The sequence below is a fragment of the Nocardiopsis trehalosi NBRC 14201 genome (genome assembly GCF_001552555.1).
GTDB lineage: Bacteria > Actinomycetota > Actinomycetes > Streptosporangiales > Streptosporangiaceae > Nocardiopsis_B > Nocardiopsis_B trehalosi.
The window spans coordinates 1-15,685 of sequence record NZ_BCRK01000148.1 but is presented as its reverse complement, the minus strand read 5'-3'; the positions used below and the strand labels follow the sequence as shown (position 1 = coordinate 15,685).

The window sequence follows — 15,685 nt, the reverse complement described above, 5'->3', positions numbered from 1 at the left end:
CCACGAATTCGGTGGTGCCGAGGCCGAAGGCGCCGATGGCGAGGGCGAGCAGGGCGATGGGCACGGCGGCTCCGTTGCGGGATCGGGGCGTTCGGGGGACGTCGGGGGCGGTGCCCGGACCGGGGCGCCGAGCACACCGGGGGCCAACGCCGCCGCGGGCGGCGATCATCCCGGTATGCCGCCGCCGGGCCTGTGAAAGACCTCTCGCCCCGGGCACCTCCCGCCCGCCGCCCCGCTCCTGGTAGCGCCGTTCCGCGCCCCGGGCGGGCCTACGGGATCGGCACCACGACGTTCGTGGTCAGTGCTTGGACGTTCCTCAGGAGTGACGACGCCCCGGGGTCAGCGGGCGGCGGGCGGGGCGAGGGTGCCGGTGAGGGTGACCGTGGTGGGCAGGGTGCGGCCCGGCGGGCGGCGCGCGTCGGGGCCGCCCGCGATCATCTCGATCAGCGCCCGCACCGCGTGCCGCCCCAGGTCGGCCGCCGGGGCGCCCACCGCCGTGATCGGCGCGCCGGGCAGCCCCGCGAACGCCATGTCGTCCGCGGCGGCGACGCTCACGTCCTCGGGCACTCGCACCCCGCGCCGCCCCAGTTCGAACATCACCCCGAGCAGCAGCAGGCTGTTGTAGGCGAGCACCGCCGTGCAGCCCGTGGCCAGCAGCTCCGCCGTCGCGGCCGCCCCCTCGGTGAACTTGGGGCGCACCGGGCCGCAGACGCGCACCCGCAGGCCGGGCCGGCCCGCGTGCTCGGCCAGCGTCGCCCGGCGGCGGACGTCCATCCACGACCCGGGCGGCCCGGCCAGGTAGGCGACGTCGGTGTGCCCCAGCTCCACCAGGCGGTCGTAGACCCGGGCGAGCCCGCCCGGGGTGTCGACGGTGAACGACGTCAGCCCGCCCACCTTGCGGTTGATGACGACCACCGGCTTGCGCCCGTGCAGCGCCTTCAGCTCGGCGGCCCCGCTGACCGGCGACAGCAGCGCGAACCCGTCGACCCGCTCCTCCAGGTCGCGCACCGCCGCCGCCTCGCGCTCGGCCGAACCGTCGGTGACGGCGATCAGCAGCCGCCGGTCGCCCTCCTTGGCCAGTTCCTCGGCGCCCGCGATGCTCGCGGCGTAGAACGGGTTCTCGAGGTCGGGGACGACCATCGCGAGGAAGCCGGTGCGGCCGGTGATGAGCGCGCGGGCCGCCGGGTTGGCGCGGAACCCGAGCCGCTCGGCGGCGGAGCGTACGCGGTCCAGGGTGGCGGCCGCCACCATGTCCGGCCGGCTCAGCGCCCGCGACGCGGTGGACGCCGACACCCCCGCCTCGCGCGCCACATCCTCCAGACGTGCCACCCCGGTCTCCTCGCTGCTCGGTTCACGCGATCGTCACACGCGCCGGTTGATGCGCGCCCGCCACCGAGAGTACGCTGTTGCAATCGATTGCAGAATCGATTGCATCGATTCCCGCAGTTCGCGGCCGTCAAGAATCCGAACCCGTCCGCCGTATCGGCCGGACGGCGACTCCCAGGGGGTGGATGTGACCCGGCGTGGCCCCATGCTGGCACTGCTCGTACCCGGCCTGGCCGTACTCGTCCTCGCCTTCCTCTACCCGGTGGCCGCCACCCTGCTGGCGCCGCCCGACGGCGACCCCGCGACGGTCGCCCGGGAGACCGGGGCGCTGCTCAGCGACCCCTACCTGCTCCCCGTCATCGCCCGCACCATCCGGGTCGCCGTCCTGACCACCGCGATCTGCCTGCTCCTCGGCTTCCCGGTGGCCTACCTGATCTCCCGCGCCCCCGCCCGCTGGGCGGGCCGGCTCCTCGCGCTCGCCGTGTTCCCGCTCATGCTCAACACGGTCGTGCGCACCTACGGCTGGATCGTCGTGCTCGGCGGCAACGGCCTGGTCGGCCAGGTCGGCGCCGCGCTCGGCCTGGGCCGGGTGCAGCTGCTCTACACCGAGACCGCGATCGTCCTCGGCCTGGTCCAGCTCTTCCTGCCGCTGATGATCCTGTCCGCCTACTCCAGCCTGGCCCAGCAGGACCCGAGGCTGGAGGAGGCCGCCCGCGGCCTCGGCGCCTCGCCCGGCCGCGCCTTCCGCCAGGTGGTGTTCCCGCTGGCGCTGCCCGGCGCCCTCGTCGGCTGCACCCTGGTCTTCGCCGGCGCCGTCACCGCGTTCACCACGCCGCAACTCCTCGGCGGCTCCCGCGAGCGCCTGCTGTCGACCCTGCTCTACAGCCGGGTCAACGTCAGCCTCGACTGGCCCGCCGCCAGCGCCGTCGCGCTGGTCATGACGGTGCTCGTCCTGGCCGTCAGCGCGCTGTCGGGCCGCCTCGGCAAGATCGGGAGCACCACGTCATGATCCTGCGCCGTCCCCTGCTGTCGCTGCTCACCGCGATCGCGTTCGTGCTGATGCTCGGCCCCGTCGCCATCCTGATCGGCGTCGCGTTCACCGCGGGCAGCACCCTGGCGTTCCCGCCCGAGGGCCTGTCGCTGCGCTGGTTCGCCGCCGCCCTGGAGTACCGGCCCTTCATCGACGCCTTCGGCACCAGCGTCCTGGTCGCCCTCGTCTCCACCGCGCTCGCGCTGGCGCTGGGCGTCCCCGCCACGCTCGCCCTGCAGCGGGGCCGCATCCCCGGCCGCCGCGTGGTGGAGAACCTGTTCTTCACCCCGATCATCGTGCCCGAGCTGGTCCTCGGCCTCGCGCTGTTCCAGCAGGTCATGGTCGGCCTGCAGATCACCGCGCTGGGCACCCTGGTCATCGGCCACACCGTGCTGCTGCTGCCCTACACCGTGCGGGTCGTCGGCGCCTCCCTCGCCCTGGCCGACCCGAGACTGGAGGAGGCCGCGCGCGGCCTGGGCGCCGGCCCGGTGCGCACCTTCCTGCGCGTCACCCTGCCGGTGATGGCGCCCGGCATCGCCTCGGCGACGATCCTGGCGTTCATCACCTCGCTGAACAACGTCCCGCTGTCGCTGCTGCTGACCGGTCCCGGCGTCGCCACGCTGCCCGTCGAGATGCTCAACTACGTGCAGTCGTCCTTCGACCCCGTGGTCGCCGCCGTCAGCGTCGTCCTGCTCGTCCTCAGCGTCGCCGTGGCCTTCGCCACCGAGCGCCTGGCCGGCTTCACCAAGGTCTTCGGCCGGTAGCGGCCGTGAAGGAGAACCCGAACATGGAACCTGTAGTCCGGCTCGACCGCGTGAGCCACCGCTTCGGCGGACGCGACGCCGTGGCGGCGGTCAGCGACCTCGACCTCGACGTCGCCCGGGGCCGCTTCACCACGCTGCTCGGCCCCAGCGGCTGCGGCAAGACCACCACCCTGCGGATGATCGCGGGCTTCCTGCGCCCCACCTCCGGGCGCATCCTGCTGGAGGGCGCCGACGCCACCTCCACCCCGCCCGAGAAGCGCAACATCGGCATGGTCTTCCAGTCCTACGCCCTGTTCCCGCACATGACCATCACCGACAACGTCGCCTTCGGCCTGCGCACCCGCCGGCTCCCCGGCGACGAGGTGCGCCGCCGCGCCGGCGAGGCCCTGGAACTCGTCGGCCTCTCCCACGCCGCCGGCCGCAAGCCCGGCGAGCTGTCCGGCGGGCAGCAGCAGCGGGTCGCCCTGGCGCGCGCCGTCGCCATCCGCCCGTCGGTGCTGCTGCTGGACGAGCCGCTGTCCAACCTCGACGCCCGCCTGCGCGTGCAGATGCGCCGCGAACTGCTCCGCGTGCAGCGCGAGACCGGCCTGACCGCCGTCCTCGTCACCCACGACCAGGAGGAGGCCCTGGAGCTGTCCGACACCATGGTCATCCTCAACGCCGGGCGGCTGGAGCAGCAGGGCGACCCGCGCGAGGTGTTCCCCCGCCCCGCCAACCGGTTCGTCGCCGAGTTCCTCGGCTACGACAACTTCCCCGTCCTGCCCGGGGCGGGACCGGTCACCATCCGCCCCGAGCACGTCCGGCTGCTGCCCGCCCGCGCCGCCGAGGGCGCCGACGAGGCCGGCCTCGACGGCACCGTCACCGCCGTCACCTTCCAGGGCAGCCACTGCCTGGTCGAGGTCGACACCCCCGCCGGGGGCGACGCCACCCTGCGCTCCGTCCACCCCGGCGACGGCCTGCGGCCCGGAGACAGCGTCCGCGTCGCCCTGCCGCGCCGCCACCTGGTCGCCCTCGCCGACGCGGCCGCGCCCGCCGGGGCCGACCGGTGAGGCGCGCCACCGCCGCCCTCGCCGGGGCGCTCACCGCCGCCATGGCGCTGACCTCCTGCGCCGCCACCCGCGAGAACGACACCGACACCCTCGTGGTGAGCACCTTCGCGTTCGCCACCGAGGAGTTCATGGAGGTCGTCGGCGAGCCCTTCGAGGAGCGCACCGGCATCGAGGTCGTCCTCGACACCGGCAACAACGCCGGCCGCCTCACCAAGCTCCGCATCAACAAGGACGCGCCCGACACCGACGTCGTGCTGATCTCCGACTACTACGCCGAGATCGGCCGTGAGATGGACCTGTTCGCCCGGATCGACCCGGCGGACGTGCCCAACATGGCCGACATCCAGCCGTGGGCGGTCGACCCGGACGGGTACGGCCCCGCCTACACCTTCCAGCTCCTCGGCCTGATGTACCGCACCGACATGGTCGACACCCCGCCCGACTCCTGGGACGCCCTGTGGGACCCCGAGCACCCCGGCGGGTTCGCGCTGCCCGACATCTCGGTGTCGGCCGGGCCGATGTTCGTCCTGGCCACCGGCGAGGCGTACGGCTCCGGCCCCGGCGACGCCGAGACCGGGTTCCGCCGGCTCGCCGAGATCGGCCCCGACGCGCTGCAGTTCTACACCGGCTCCACCGAGCTGACCAGCCTCCTGGAGCGCGGCGAGATCGCCATGGCCCCCGGCCTCGACAACTTCGCCATGAACTCCGTCGAGGCCGGCCAGCCCATCGGGTTCGCGGTGCCCGAGGAGGGCCGGGTCATGACCGCCAACACCGCCCAGATCGTGGCGGGCGCGCCCAACCGGGAGGGCGCCGAGCAGTTCATCGACTTCCTCCTCGAACCCGAGGTGCAGGCCGAGGTCGCCGAGGTCATCTACGACAAGCCCGTCCACCCCGACGCCGCCGTCACCCCGCTGATGACCGAGGTGTCGGGCGACGCCGCCGTCGACCCCGCCGGCGCCGGCTACCACCAGGGCGACCTCCGGCTCATCGCCGAGCAGCGCTCGGCCTGGCTGGACCGCTACATCGAGGAGGTCGCCCGATGAGCGCCGGCCCGGCGCCCGCGCCCCCGCTGCCGGTGGTGGTCGACTGCGACCCCGGCGTGGACGACGCCATCGCGCTGCTGCTCGCCCTCGCCTCGCCCGAACTGCGGGTGCGCGGGGTCACCGCCGTGGCCGGCAACGTCGGCCTGCCCGAGGCCGTGCGCAACGCCGGGCACGTCCTGGACCTCGCGGGCGTCCCCGCCGACCTGCCCCTGGTGGCCGGGCTGGCCGGGCCCATCGCACGCACCGCCCGCGTCGCCGACGAGCCCATGCACGGCGCGGGCGGCCTCGGCGGGCTCCGGCCGGCCGTACCGCCCCGCGCCCCCGCGCCCGGCCACGCCGTCGACTTCCTCGCCCGCCAGGCCCTGGCCGACCCCGGGGAACTCACCCTGCTCGCCATCGGCCCGCTGTCCAACGTCGCGGCGCTGCTCGTCCGCCACCCCGACGCCGCCGCCGCGCTGCGCGGCGTCGTCGTCATGGGCGGCGCCGCCCGCGCCCAGGGCAACATCACCCCGGCCGCCGAGTACAACTTCCACGCCGACCCCGAGGCCGCCCGCCTGGTCCTGGAGTCCGACCTGGCGGTGCGCGTCGTCGGCCTGGACGTCACCCGCGCCGCCCTGTTCCCGCTGGAGGCGGCCGAGCGGCTGGCCGCCCTGCCCGGCACCGCGGGCGCCGCGGGCGCGCTGCTGCGCGGGTTCGTCCTGCGCTACCGGGCGCGCTACGGCACCCCCGCCGTCCCGGTGCACGACGCGCTCGCCGTCGCCGCCCTCACCCACCCGCACCTCCTCGGGTGGGAGCGCGGCTGGGCCACCGTCGAGTGCGCCGGGGAGTTCACCCGCGGCGCCCTCGTCACCGACCTGCGCACCCCCGAACGCGCGCGCCGCACCGACGTCGCCCTGACCGTCGACGCCGCCGCGTTCACCGCCCTGCTCACCGAGCGGCTGGCGGGCTACGCGGGCTGACGCCCGCACCCCATTCCACACGCGAGGAAGGACACATGGCCGAGCTGGGAACCGCCGACCTGCTCATCCGCGGCGGCAGCGTGCTGTCGGTGCAGACCGGGGAGGTGTGGCCGGCCGACGTCGCCGTCGTCGGCGACACCATCCGCGCCGTGCTGCCCCCGGGCGCCGCCCCCGCCGCCCGCGAGGTGGTCGACGCCACCGGGCTCGTCGTCGCCCCGGGCTACGTCGACGCGCACATGCACATCGAGAGCTCGCTGCTGGCCCCCGCCGAGTTCGCCCGGGTCACCCTGCCCCGCGGCACCACCACCGTGCTCGCCGACGCCCACGAGATCGTCAACGTCGCCGGGCGCGACGCGCAGGCGTGGATGATCGAGCAGGGCCGGGACACCGGGCAGACCATGCGCTGGGCGGTGCCGTCCTGCGTGCCCGCGCTCGACGGCTTCGAGACCGCCGGCGCCCGCCTGGACGCCGACGACATCGACGAGATGCTCGGCTGGGACGGCGTCACCACCCTCGGCGAGGTCATGGACTACCGCGCCGTCGTCGGCGGCGACCCCCGGATGCGCGCCATCGTCGGCGCCGCCCGCCGCCGCGGGGTGCGCCTCGACGGCCACTGCCCGGACCTGTCGGGCGCCGACCTCGGCGAGTACCTGTGGGCGGGCATCGACTCCGACCACTGCAAGAACCGCCCCGAGGTCGCCGTGGAGAAGGCGCGCCTGGGCATGCTGCTGATGCTCCAGGAGAAGTGCCTCACCTCCGAGGTGGTCGACGCCCTCCTCGCCCTGCCGCACCTGCCCGACGTCTGCCTGGTCACCGACGACATCGCGGTCGACGCGATCCTGCGCACCGGCCACCTGGACCGCGTGGGCGCGGTCGCCCTGGAGCGCGGCCTGCCCCCGCTGGCGGTGCTGCGCGCCATGACGCTGCACCCGGCGCGCCGCCTCGGCCTGGACGACCGCGGCGTGGTCGCCCCCGGCAAGCGGGCCGACCTGGTGCTGCTGCGGTCGCTCACCGACCTCGCCCCCGAGGCCGTCGTCGCGGGGGGCGCCGTCGTCGGCCGCGGCGGCGCCCCGCTGACCGGGCCCGGCCCCGCTCCCCGCCACCCCTTCGGCGACACCGTCCACGTGGCCCCGCCGACCGCCGGCGCCCCGGTGTGGCGCACCGACCTGCCCGACGGCGAGTACGCGTTCCGCGCCCTGCGCGTCAACGAGGTCGACACCTCCACCGCCGCCGACGAGGTGCGGCTGCCCGTGCGCGGCGGCGTGGTCGAGTGGGAGGGGCGCACCGCCGTCGTCGCCGTGTTCGAGCGCCACACCGGCGCGGGGACCGTCGCCGTCGCCCCGGTGACCGGCCAGGACCTCACCCCCGGCGCGTTCGCCACCACCTACGCCCACGACAGCCACAACCTGACCGTCGTCGCCACCTCGGCGGCGGACCTGGCCCGGGCCGCCGCCGAGGTGGTCGGCGCGGGCGGCGGCATGTGCCTGTCCCGGCCCGACCACGCGCCGGTGGCGCTGCCGCTGCCGATCGGCGGCGTGATGTCGGACCGCCCGGCGACCGACGTCGCCCGCGCGGCGGGCGCCCTGCGCGACGCCGTCCACGCGTGGGGCTGGCGCAACCGCAACGCCTTCATGAGCCTGTCGACCCTCACCCTGCCCGTCTCACCCGCCGTGAAGATCACCGACCGCGGCCTGGTCCGCGTCGTCGACCGCACCTGGGAACCCCCGGTCGTCGCCCACCCCGCCGAGTGAAAGACTGCGGATCGGCGGAGAGGCATTCGAGGATGCGGGGACGGCACGCCGATGGACGCTTTCCGGAGTCTCATGGGACCGGCTCCGGGGCGTCTTCTCCGTCGGCTGCCCGAGGGCCGGCCGGCGGTCCGAGCGATATAGCCGGCTAGTCCGCACGCCCTACTGCAGTATCTGGTGCGGAAGTCGTATGGGGTCTGACGGTGCGCGGGTGGAAATGCCTAGTCACCGGTCTCGATGGAAGGGGACCGTCGGCGGCCGCCGATCTTCTCGTCGAGACGGTCTATGGGAATGACCAGGAAGGACTCGACAGCGACGCCGAGATCGATCTGTTCCACACCGGGATTCCGTGTCCGCATATCACCGTATTACCCCGACGAGTATGTCCCGGGGCGTAACTAGCGGCCGAGGAGGTGGCGGACATCGCCATGCGATACAGGCCGTTGTAGGTGACAGTGCGCGAGAGCACTGCTCTGGGATGGATTTCAGGGGTTCTCGCGGGCGGATGGGGTAGCGTCCGGAAGCTTCCCTCAGCGGTGGGCGGCGGATGCGGTGACCGGGCGGTGGGGGAGTGGGGGTGTCGTGCCCGCCAGGAGGTGGACTCCGCGGATCGCCATCATGCCGGTCAGTATGGCCACTCCGGCGCCCCACGTTCCGCCCGCGTACGTCTCGCCCAGGAAGGCGATGCCGACCAGCACCGCCGCCAGCGGGTTGGCGAGGCTCATGGTGGCCAGCGGGGCCCCCACCGCCACCCCCCGGTAGGCCGCCTGCGACAGCAGGGCGCCCGCGCCCGCGAGGACGGCGGTGCCCAGGGCGGCGGGGTGGGCGGCCGCCGCCCACCCGTCGGTTGCGGCGACGTCGATCAGCGCCGTGGTCAGCGCCGACGCCGCACCGAACGCGACCCCGGCCGCCGCGGAGAGGAACTGGCTGCGCCACCGCACGTCGGTGGCGCGCCACGCCGCCGCCACCAGTAGTCCCACGACGAGCAGCACCGCGCCGAGCAGGGCGAACGCCGCGGCGCGGCCCAGGGCGTGCCCGCCCGTGGGCACCGCCACCACCAGCATCACGCTGAGCGCCGCGACCGTCAGTATCGCGCCGTGCCATTCGCGCGGGGTGACCCGGCGGGCGGCCTCGCGGGCCGCCCACGGCAGCGCGAACACCAGCGCCAGCGTGCCCAGCGGCTGCACCACGGTCAGCGGGCCCCAGGCCAGCGCCGCGACGTGCAGCAGCGCCCCGGCCCCGTTCAGCGCCATGGCCCCCCACCAGGCCCGGTGCCCGGCGACGGCGGCCAGGTAGCGGACGCCCGAGGCGTCCTCGAACCGGCCGGCCAGCCGCCGCTGCGCCACCGCGCCCGCGCCGTAGCACAGCGCCGAGGCCACGGCCAGGGCGACCGCCGCGCCGAACCCGCTCATCGGGTGCCCGCCGCGCGCGGGGTGCGCCGCCGCTGAACGGGGTGCGCGGGGGACGGAGGGCGCCCGGTGTGTTCCCGGGTTCGTCGCGGCGTCGTCGGCATGCCTTCAGGGTGTCCGGTGCGCGGCGGGAAGTCATCGGTCCCGGTACGTATCGGCGTGTACGCCCACGGGCGTAGCGCGCCCCGACGGTGGTGAGTGGCGTGGGCGTGGTTCTGACGGTGGTGGGCGGTGTGCCTTGGCTCCGACGGGTGGCGTGTGGTGCGGCGTGGTCCGGGCGGGTGGTGTGTGGCGCGGCCTGGACGGTGGCACGTGGTGCGGCGTTCGGCGGTCCCGCCACCGGGCGCGATCGCGGTGGATCGGGCGGTCCGCCGATTCCGCCACCGACCGGGATCGGCGGTAGATTGCGCGGCGTGCGAAGTGATGAACAGGACGCGGTCGGCCCCGAGGCCGTGCGTATCCACACCGACGGCGCGTGCTCCGGCAACCCCGGGCCCGGCGGGTGGGGCGTGGTGCTGCGCTACGGCGCCCACGAGAAGGAGCTGTACGGCGGCGAGGCCGCCACGACCAACAACCGCATGGAGCTGATGGCCGCCATCATGGCGCTGGAGAGCCTCACCCGCCCCGCGCCGGTGGACCTGCACACCGACAGCACCTACGTGCGCAACGGCATCACCAAGTGGATCCACGCCTGGAAGCGCAACGACTGGCGCACCGCCGCCCGGCAGCCGGTGAAGAACGCCGACCTGTGGCGCCGCCTGGACGACGCCGCCGGCCGCCACGACGTCACCTGGCACTGGGTGCGGGGCCACCACGGCGATCCCGGCAACGAGCGCGCCGACGCCCTGGCCTGCCGGGGCCGCGACGAGGCCCGGGCCGCCCGGGGCGCCGCCGCCCGCTGACCCCCCCGGCCGCCGGGTCAGGCCGGCGCGGGGACCGTGTTGCGCAGCCGCAGGTCGTCGGGGTACGGGTCGAGGTAGGTCTGCGCGCACGCCCACTCCACCCGTTCGCCCGCGCAGTGGTGGCGGATCAGCGCCACGGGCACGCTCAGCGGCACCCGGCCGGTGCGGTAGCGCTCGATCGCGTCGAGCACGTCGTGCCGCCGGGTGGCGTCGAGGTGCGGGCTGACCATGCCGAACAGGTGCTGGAGCGCGTTGACGTGCCGGCCCGGCGTGGCCACCAGGCCGAGGGTGCGCTGGAAGGACGCGGCGTAGTCGGCCGCCACCTCCGCGCGCGGGCGCGCCCCCGCGTCGGCCACGATGCGGCCCGCCTCGCGGTAGCCGTCGGGGGAGTGCGCCATGAGCTGGACCTTGTGCCGCGCGTGGAACGCCACCAGGTCGCGCGGCCGCCAGCCCGGCGCCAGTAGGGCCCGCAGCCGCGCGTGCGCGAACACCCGCTCGACGAAGTGCTCGCGCAGCCCCGGGTCGGTCAGCCGCCCCTGCTCCTCCACCGGCAGCAGGGGGAGGAGTTCGACCAGCCGCTCCGCGAACGCGCCGCGCCCCCGGCCGTCGACCCGCTGCCCGCCGGCGAACACCGGCAGCGCGAACAGGCCGCAGCTGGGCGACTTGTTCTTCAGCACGTAGCCGTCGGCGTCGCGCAGCCGCGCGAGGTGGCGGTCGGCGACCGCCCGCAGGTCGTCGGTGTGGTCGGCCCCGCTGCGCGACGCCACCACCCGGGTGCCCGCGCCGGTACGCTCCAGCCGCAGGGTCTCCCGGGGGACGCCGAGCCCGATCTCGGCCTCCGGGCAGACCGGCACCCAGTCGACGTGCCGGTCGAGTTCGTCGGTGAGGAAGCGGTACCGCGAGTGCCCGCCGTTGTAGCGGACGGGTGCGCCGAGCAGGCAGCTCGACACGGCGACGCGCGGCCGCGGCCCGGGGCCGAAGGAGTCCATGCAGGTGGCGATACCCGGCCGTGTCCGCCCCAACCCCGCCGCCACGCGCAGTATCGTTGCCGTCACCGACCGGCGGAAGAGGTGTCCGTGCGCCCCACCATCGTGCTCTTCACCCGCGACCTGCGGCTGCACGACCACCCCGCCCTGGCGGCGGCGGTCGGGCGCGGGGCGCCGGTGGCGCCGCTGTTCGTGGTCGATCCCGCGATCATCACCCGGTCGGCGCGCAACCGCGTCGCCTACCTCGCCGAGGCGCTGGCCGACCTGCGCGCGGCGCTGCGCCGGGCCGGCGCCGACCTGGCGGTGCGGCGCGGCGACACCGTGACCGAGGTGCTGCGCGCCGCCCGCGCCATCGGCGCCGACCGGGTGCACCTCAGCGCCGACGTCAGCGCGTTCGCCACGGCCCGCGCGGCCCGGCTGCGCGCGGAGGGGGCGGCGGCCGGGGTGGAGGTCACCGAGTACCCCGGCCTGACCGTCGTCCCGCCCGGTGCGCTCGCCCCGGCCGGTGGCGGCCACTACCGGGTGTTCACCCCCTATTGGCGGGCGTGGGAGGGGCTGCGGCACCGCCCCGTCGCCGAGGCTCCGCACGCACTGCGCCCCGTCGAGGGGTGGGGCGGCGGCGAGCCGCCCGGACGCGCCGACATCGCACGCGGTATCGGCGAGCTGTCGCCGGAGCGCGTGCGCGGCGGGGAGTCCGCCGCGCGCGCCCGGGTGCGCGCCTGGCTCGCGGGCGGCTGCGCCGACTACGAGGCCGCCCACGACGACCTCGCTGCGGCGGCCACCTCCCGGCTCAGCGCCGACCTGCGGTTCGGCTGCGTGTCGCCCCGGGAGCTGGCCGGGGCCGCCGCCGAGGTTCCCGGCGGCGGCGCGGCGTTCGTCCGCCAGCTCGCCTGGCGCGACTTCCACCACCAGGTGCTCCTGGCGTTCCCCGACCTCGCCCGGCGCGACTACCGGCCGCGCGAGACCGCCTGGCGCACCGACGCGGCGGCGCTGGCCGCCTGGCGCGAGGGCCGCACCGGCGTGCCGATCGTCGACGCGGGAATGCGGCAACTGCGCGCCGAGGGCTTCCTGCACAACCGGGCCCGGATCATCACCGCCGCCTACCTCACCCGCGAGCTGGGGCTGGACTGGCGCGACGGCGCCGACCACTTCCACGCCCTGCTCACCGACGGCGACATCGCCGACAACTACGGCAACTGGCAGTGGGTGGCGGGCACCGGCAACGACACCCGGCCCCACCGCACGTACAACATCGGGCGCCAGGCCCGCCGGTTCGACCCCGACGGCGACTACGTGCGCCGCCACGTGCCCGAACTGGCCGGCATCGCGGGCGCGGCGGTGCACACCGCCCGCGCCCCCGACGCCCCCGGTGACGCACACCAGCCCCCGTTGTTCGACCCCGACTGAGGGCGCTACCGCAGGCGCCGCGCCGACGCCCGACGCTTCGCGGACAGGTGTCGGCCGAGGCCCTCCCGGCCGGAAGGGCGACTGTCCGGTTCTGCGGACGGGAGCCGCTGCGTGGAGCGGGTCGCCCGCGCACCCGGGGCGCATCCGGGGAGGTCTGTCAGCCTCCGTTGTTCGGTCCCGGATGAAGGTGCGGCCGTGTGCTCTGCGCTGCGGGCGCCCACGGCCCTGGGGTCAGGTGTCGGTTGGGGCCGACCCGGCCGGGTGGGCGGCCGGTTGCTCTGTGGACGTGGGCGTGGTGCGGAGCGAGTGATCCGTGCGCGCAGATCGGCGGGTCCGCCGGCGCCACCGGGGAGGCCCACCAGTTTCCCACTGTTCGGCCCCGGATGAGGGTGCGGCCGCGCGCGCCGCGCCGACGGCCGACGCTTCGCGGTCAGGTGTCGGCTGGGGTCGCCTCGGTGGGGCGGGTGGGGACCTGCTCGGTGGACGGGGGCCGCTGTTCGGGCGGGGTCCGCCGGGTGGGGCGGGCCGTCCGTGCCCGTAGGTCGGCGGCGCCGCCGGCGCCCACGGCGCCGGCCCGGCGGCCGGCTGTGGCGCGGAGTCGGGCGTCGAGGCGGCGCAGTTCGCGCGGGCCGAACGTGCCGATGATCCCCGGCAGGGTGCCGCGCACCCCCTGGAGGGCGCGCAGCCACCCCTGCCCGTAGACGTGCGGGGCGCGCCGCGCGATCCCGGCCACCATGCGGTCGACGGCGGGCGGCAGCGGGAAGGTCCGGCTCAGCGGCCACGGCAGCCGGGACCGCAGCTCGCGCAGCTCGTCGTCCTCGTCGGCGCCGCGCACCATGTCGGTGTCGGTCCAGCTCAGGTAGGCCACGCCGACGTCCACGCCCCGGTAGGCGACCTCAGGCCGCAGGCAGTGCGCGAACGCCTCGACACCGGCCTTGCTGGAGCAGTAGGCGGCCATCAGCGGGGCCGGGGTGATCGCCGCCAGCGACGCCACCTGCAGCAGGTAGCCCCTGCTGCGCAGCAGCGCGGGCAGGAAGGCGCGGGCGGTGGCGATGCCGCCCAGCAGGTTGACCTCGATCACCCGGTCGAAGGAGGCGGCGTCGGCGTCGGCGAACGGGCCGCCCGTGGCGATGCCCGCGTTGGCCACGACGATGTCGACGCGGCCGTAGCGCTCCTCGACGGCGCGGGCGACGGCGTCCAGGGCGTCCCGGTCGGTGACGTCGGCCTCCCACCACCCGGCGTCGGGGCCGCAGTCGGCGGCGACCTCCGCCAGCAGGTCGGGTTCGAGGCCGACGAGGGCCACGCGCACGCCCTGGTCGGCGAGCCGGCGGGCCAGCAGCGCGCCCACGCCGCGGGCCGCGCCGCTGACGACCGCGACCTTGCCGCGCAGGCGGGGGTGGGTGCGGCTCATGCGGTCTCCTTCTGCGGGGCGCGGGCGGCGGGGGCGGCCGGCGGTGCGGCGAGGTGGGCGTCGACCAGGTCGCGCAGCACCGCGGCGACGGTCGCGGGCTGCTCCAGCGGGGTCATGTGCCCGGAGTTGGGCACCTCGACCAGCCGTTCGCAGCGGGGGAGGCGTTCGCAGAGCCGGCGGGAGAGTTCGATGGGCGTGAGCCGGTCCAGGGACGCGCCCACCACGACCGTCGGCAGGTCGAGCGCCGCCACCCCCCGGTCCAGGTCGAGCCCGCCCAGCACCCGGGCCCACCGGCTGCGCGGGATCGGCGCGCAGCCGTGCACCATGCGCGCCACGAGCGCGGTCGTGCGCGGGTCGGCACCCGGCGCCAGGGTGACGTAGCGCAGCGCCGCGCGGGTGAGCGGCGTGATCGGGCCCAGCGGCAGGGCGGGGCCCAGGGCGAGCCGGTGCGCGAACGCGCCGAGCCGGGGGCGGCCCGCCACGCCGGGCACCACGCGGCAGGAGCGCATCAGGTCGGAGCTGCCGGTGTTGACCAGGGCGGCGGCGGCCACCCGGTCGCGGAAGACGGGGCGGTCGGCGGCGGCCATCAGCGTCATGCCGCCCATGCTGTGCCCGCCGGCCACGGCCCGCGTCCCGGCGGGCACGGTGGCCTCCAGGACCGCGCACAGGTCGTCGGCGAGGGCGGCGGTGCTGTAGCCCTGGCGGCGGGGCGCGGAGCTGCCCCCGTGGCCGCGCTGGTCGTAGACGACGACGCGCAGGCCGCCGCCCAGTGCCTTGGCGACCGGCGCCCAGAAGGCGAGGGTGCAGGCCCATCCGTGGCTGAGGACGAGGGTGGGGGCGCCTTCGGGGCCGTGGACCTCCACATTGACGCGGGTCCCGTCGGCCGAGTGGACGCTCATGCGGTGGCGTTCGGCGGCTTCGGTCATCGGTTCCTCCCGCGCCGGGCGCGGTCCGAGGTGGGGGGTGCCGTTCCCATGGCTGCCTCTTCTCCCGGGTTACTGGGGGTCGACTGCTGACCGAGCGTAGACCATGACAATAATCATTGGAAGAGTTACATCACATTGCGCGCTTGGTTGGTGGCCCGGACCGCCGCGCGGTCCGGGCCACCCCGGCCGCTCCTGGGGAGTGCCTCTGGGGCTTCCGGATCAGTGAGCGGCCCCGCTCCTCCCGGGCCTGCTTCGCAGGCCGGCACAGCGCCGTCCGAGGCCCGCGCTGTGCGAAGCCGCGGAGCCTGAGCAGCGCACAGTGGGAGCGTGGCCGCGCGCCCGGAATGATCCAAGGAACACGCCCTAGACTGGGGCCGCGCCCGGTACCCGGGCCGGCGCGCCGCCCCCGCCGCCCCGATCGCCCGCACGAGAGACCCGCCCGATGGACCCCGCACCGCCCGACCTCGCCGCCGTCCTCGCGGCACTGCCGCTCTACGCCCCCGTGGGCGAGACCCGCACGGGGCGCATCAGCTCCACCACGGTCGACCCCGGCGGGCGGCTGCCGTTCAAGGCCGTGGTCGACTTCGGCTCCACCCCCGACGGCGCCGACCGCGGCCCCGACATCGAGATCGCCTCGCGGCGCTGGGACCGCGACCCCGCCCCCGGCGCCCGCGAACTCCGTGCCTTCTGCGCCGAGCGCGACCTGATGGAGCGGCGGGCGCGCG

General features: G+C 75.9%; 13 protein-coding genes and 1 pseudogene. 9 read left to right on the top strand and 5 right to left on the bottom strand.

Features of this window, described 5'->3' with window-relative positions; genetic code table 11:
• Nucleotides 1-339: 339 nt before the first annotated feature.
• Nucleotides 340-1,329 (bottom strand): LacI family DNA-binding transcriptional regulator, encoded by a 990-nt coding sequence (locus NT8_RS21335; protein ID WP_067972576.1) that lies wholly within the window; start codon nt 1,327-1,329, stop codon nt 340-342.
• A gap of 202 nt (nt 1,330-1,531) precedes the next feature.
• Between NT8_RS21335 and NT8_RS21330 the strand changes: the two genes are divergently transcribed.
• The 6 genes from NT8_RS21330 to NT8_RS21305 are packed head-to-tail and all read left to right on the top strand — an operon-like array spanning nt 1,532 to nt 7,922.
• Complete coding sequence (locus tag NT8_RS21330) at nt 1,532-2,335, top strand: ABC transporter permease (RefSeq protein WP_084469158.1); 804 nt, start codon at nt 1,532-1,534, stop codon at nt 2,333-2,335.
• Complete coding sequence (locus NT8_RS21325) at nt 2,332-3,120, top strand: ABC transporter permease (RefSeq protein ID WP_067972571.1); 789 nt, start codon at nt 2,332-2,334, stop codon at nt 3,118-3,120. The genes NT8_RS21330 and NT8_RS21325 overlap by 4 nt, the downstream gene beginning before the upstream one ends.
• A gap of 23 nt (nt 3,121-3,143) precedes the next feature.
• A complete protein-coding gene (locus NT8_RS21320; protein ID WP_067972569.1) occupies nt 3,144-4,169 on the top strand; it encodes an ABC transporter ATP-binding protein in 1,026 nt (341 codons plus the stop codon).
• Nucleotides 4,166-5,212 carry an ABC transporter substrate-binding protein gene (locus tag NT8_RS21315; protein WP_067972567.1) on the top strand — a complete coding sequence of 349 codons (1,047 nt, stop codon included), beginning with the start codon at nt 4,166-4,168 and terminating at the stop codon, nt 5,210-5,212. The genes NT8_RS21320 and NT8_RS21315 overlap by 4 nt, the downstream gene beginning before the upstream one ends.
• On the top strand, nt 5,209-6,171 hold the full coding sequence (locus NT8_RS21310) for a nucleoside hydrolase (RefSeq protein ID WP_067972564.1): 963 nt from the start codon (nt 5,209-5,211) through the stop codon (nt 6,169-6,171). The genes NT8_RS21315 and NT8_RS21310 overlap by 4 nt, the downstream gene beginning before the upstream one ends.
• 44 nt (nt 6,172-6,215) lie before the next feature.
• Nucleotides 6,216-7,922, top strand: a complete 1,707-nt coding sequence (locus NT8_RS21305) for an adenine deaminase C-terminal domain-containing protein (protein ID WP_067972583.1) — start codon at nt 6,216-6,218, stop codon at nt 7,920-7,922.
• Between the two features lie 527 nt (nt 7,923-8,449).
• Here the strand turns inward: NT8_RS21305 and NT8_RS21300 are convergent.
• On the bottom strand, nt 8,450-9,331 hold the full coding sequence (locus tag NT8_RS21300) for a DMT family transporter (RefSeq protein WP_157515922.1): 882 nt from the start codon (nt 9,329-9,331) through the stop codon (nt 8,450-8,452).
• 410 nt (nt 9,332-9,741) lie between these two features.
• Here NT8_RS21300 and rnhA point away from each other — a divergent pair, with 410 nt between their 5' ends.
• A complete protein-coding gene (gene rnhA, locus NT8_RS21295; RefSeq protein ID WP_067972561.1) occupies nt 9,742-10,230 on the top strand; it encodes a ribonuclease HI in 489 nt (162 codons plus the stop codon).
• Nucleotides 10,231-10,247: 17 nt separating this feature from the next.
• On the opposite strand, the gene NT8_RS21290 is transcribed toward rnhA, so the two are convergent.
• Complete coding sequence (locus NT8_RS21290; protein ID WP_067972558.1) at nt 10,248-11,219, bottom strand: 2-thiouracil desulfurase family protein; 972 nt, start codon at nt 11,217-11,219, stop codon at nt 10,248-10,250.
• A gap of 87 nt (nt 11,220-11,306) precedes the next feature.
• Here NT8_RS21290 and NT8_RS21285 point away from each other — a divergent pair, with 87 nt between their 5' ends.
• Nucleotides 11,307-12,623, top strand: a complete 1,317-nt coding sequence (locus NT8_RS21285; protein ID WP_067972579.1) for a cryptochrome/photolyase family protein — start codon at nt 11,307-11,309, stop codon at nt 12,621-12,623.
• 430 nt (nt 12,624-13,053) lie between these two features.
• Here NT8_RS21285 and NT8_RS21280 read toward each other — a convergent pair whose 3' ends face one another.
• Both NT8_RS21280 and NT8_RS21275 read right to left on the bottom strand, forming a co-directional pair.
• Entirely contained in the window at nt 13,054-14,034 is a 981-nt protein-coding gene (locus tag NT8_RS21280; RefSeq protein ID WP_084469157.1) for an SDR family oxidoreductase, read from the bottom strand.
• Nucleotides 14,031-14,960, bottom strand: a complete 930-nt coding sequence (locus NT8_RS21275) for an alpha/beta fold hydrolase (RefSeq protein ID WP_067972556.1) — start codon at nt 14,958-14,960, stop codon at nt 14,031-14,033. The genes NT8_RS21280 and NT8_RS21275 overlap by 4 nt, the downstream gene beginning before the upstream one ends.
• Nucleotides 14,961-15,402: 442 nt before the next feature.
• Between NT8_RS21275 and NT8_RS21270 the strand changes: the two are divergent.
• A pseudogene (locus NT8_RS21270) lies at nt 15,403-15,685 on the top strand (hypothetical protein); the annotation flags it as partial.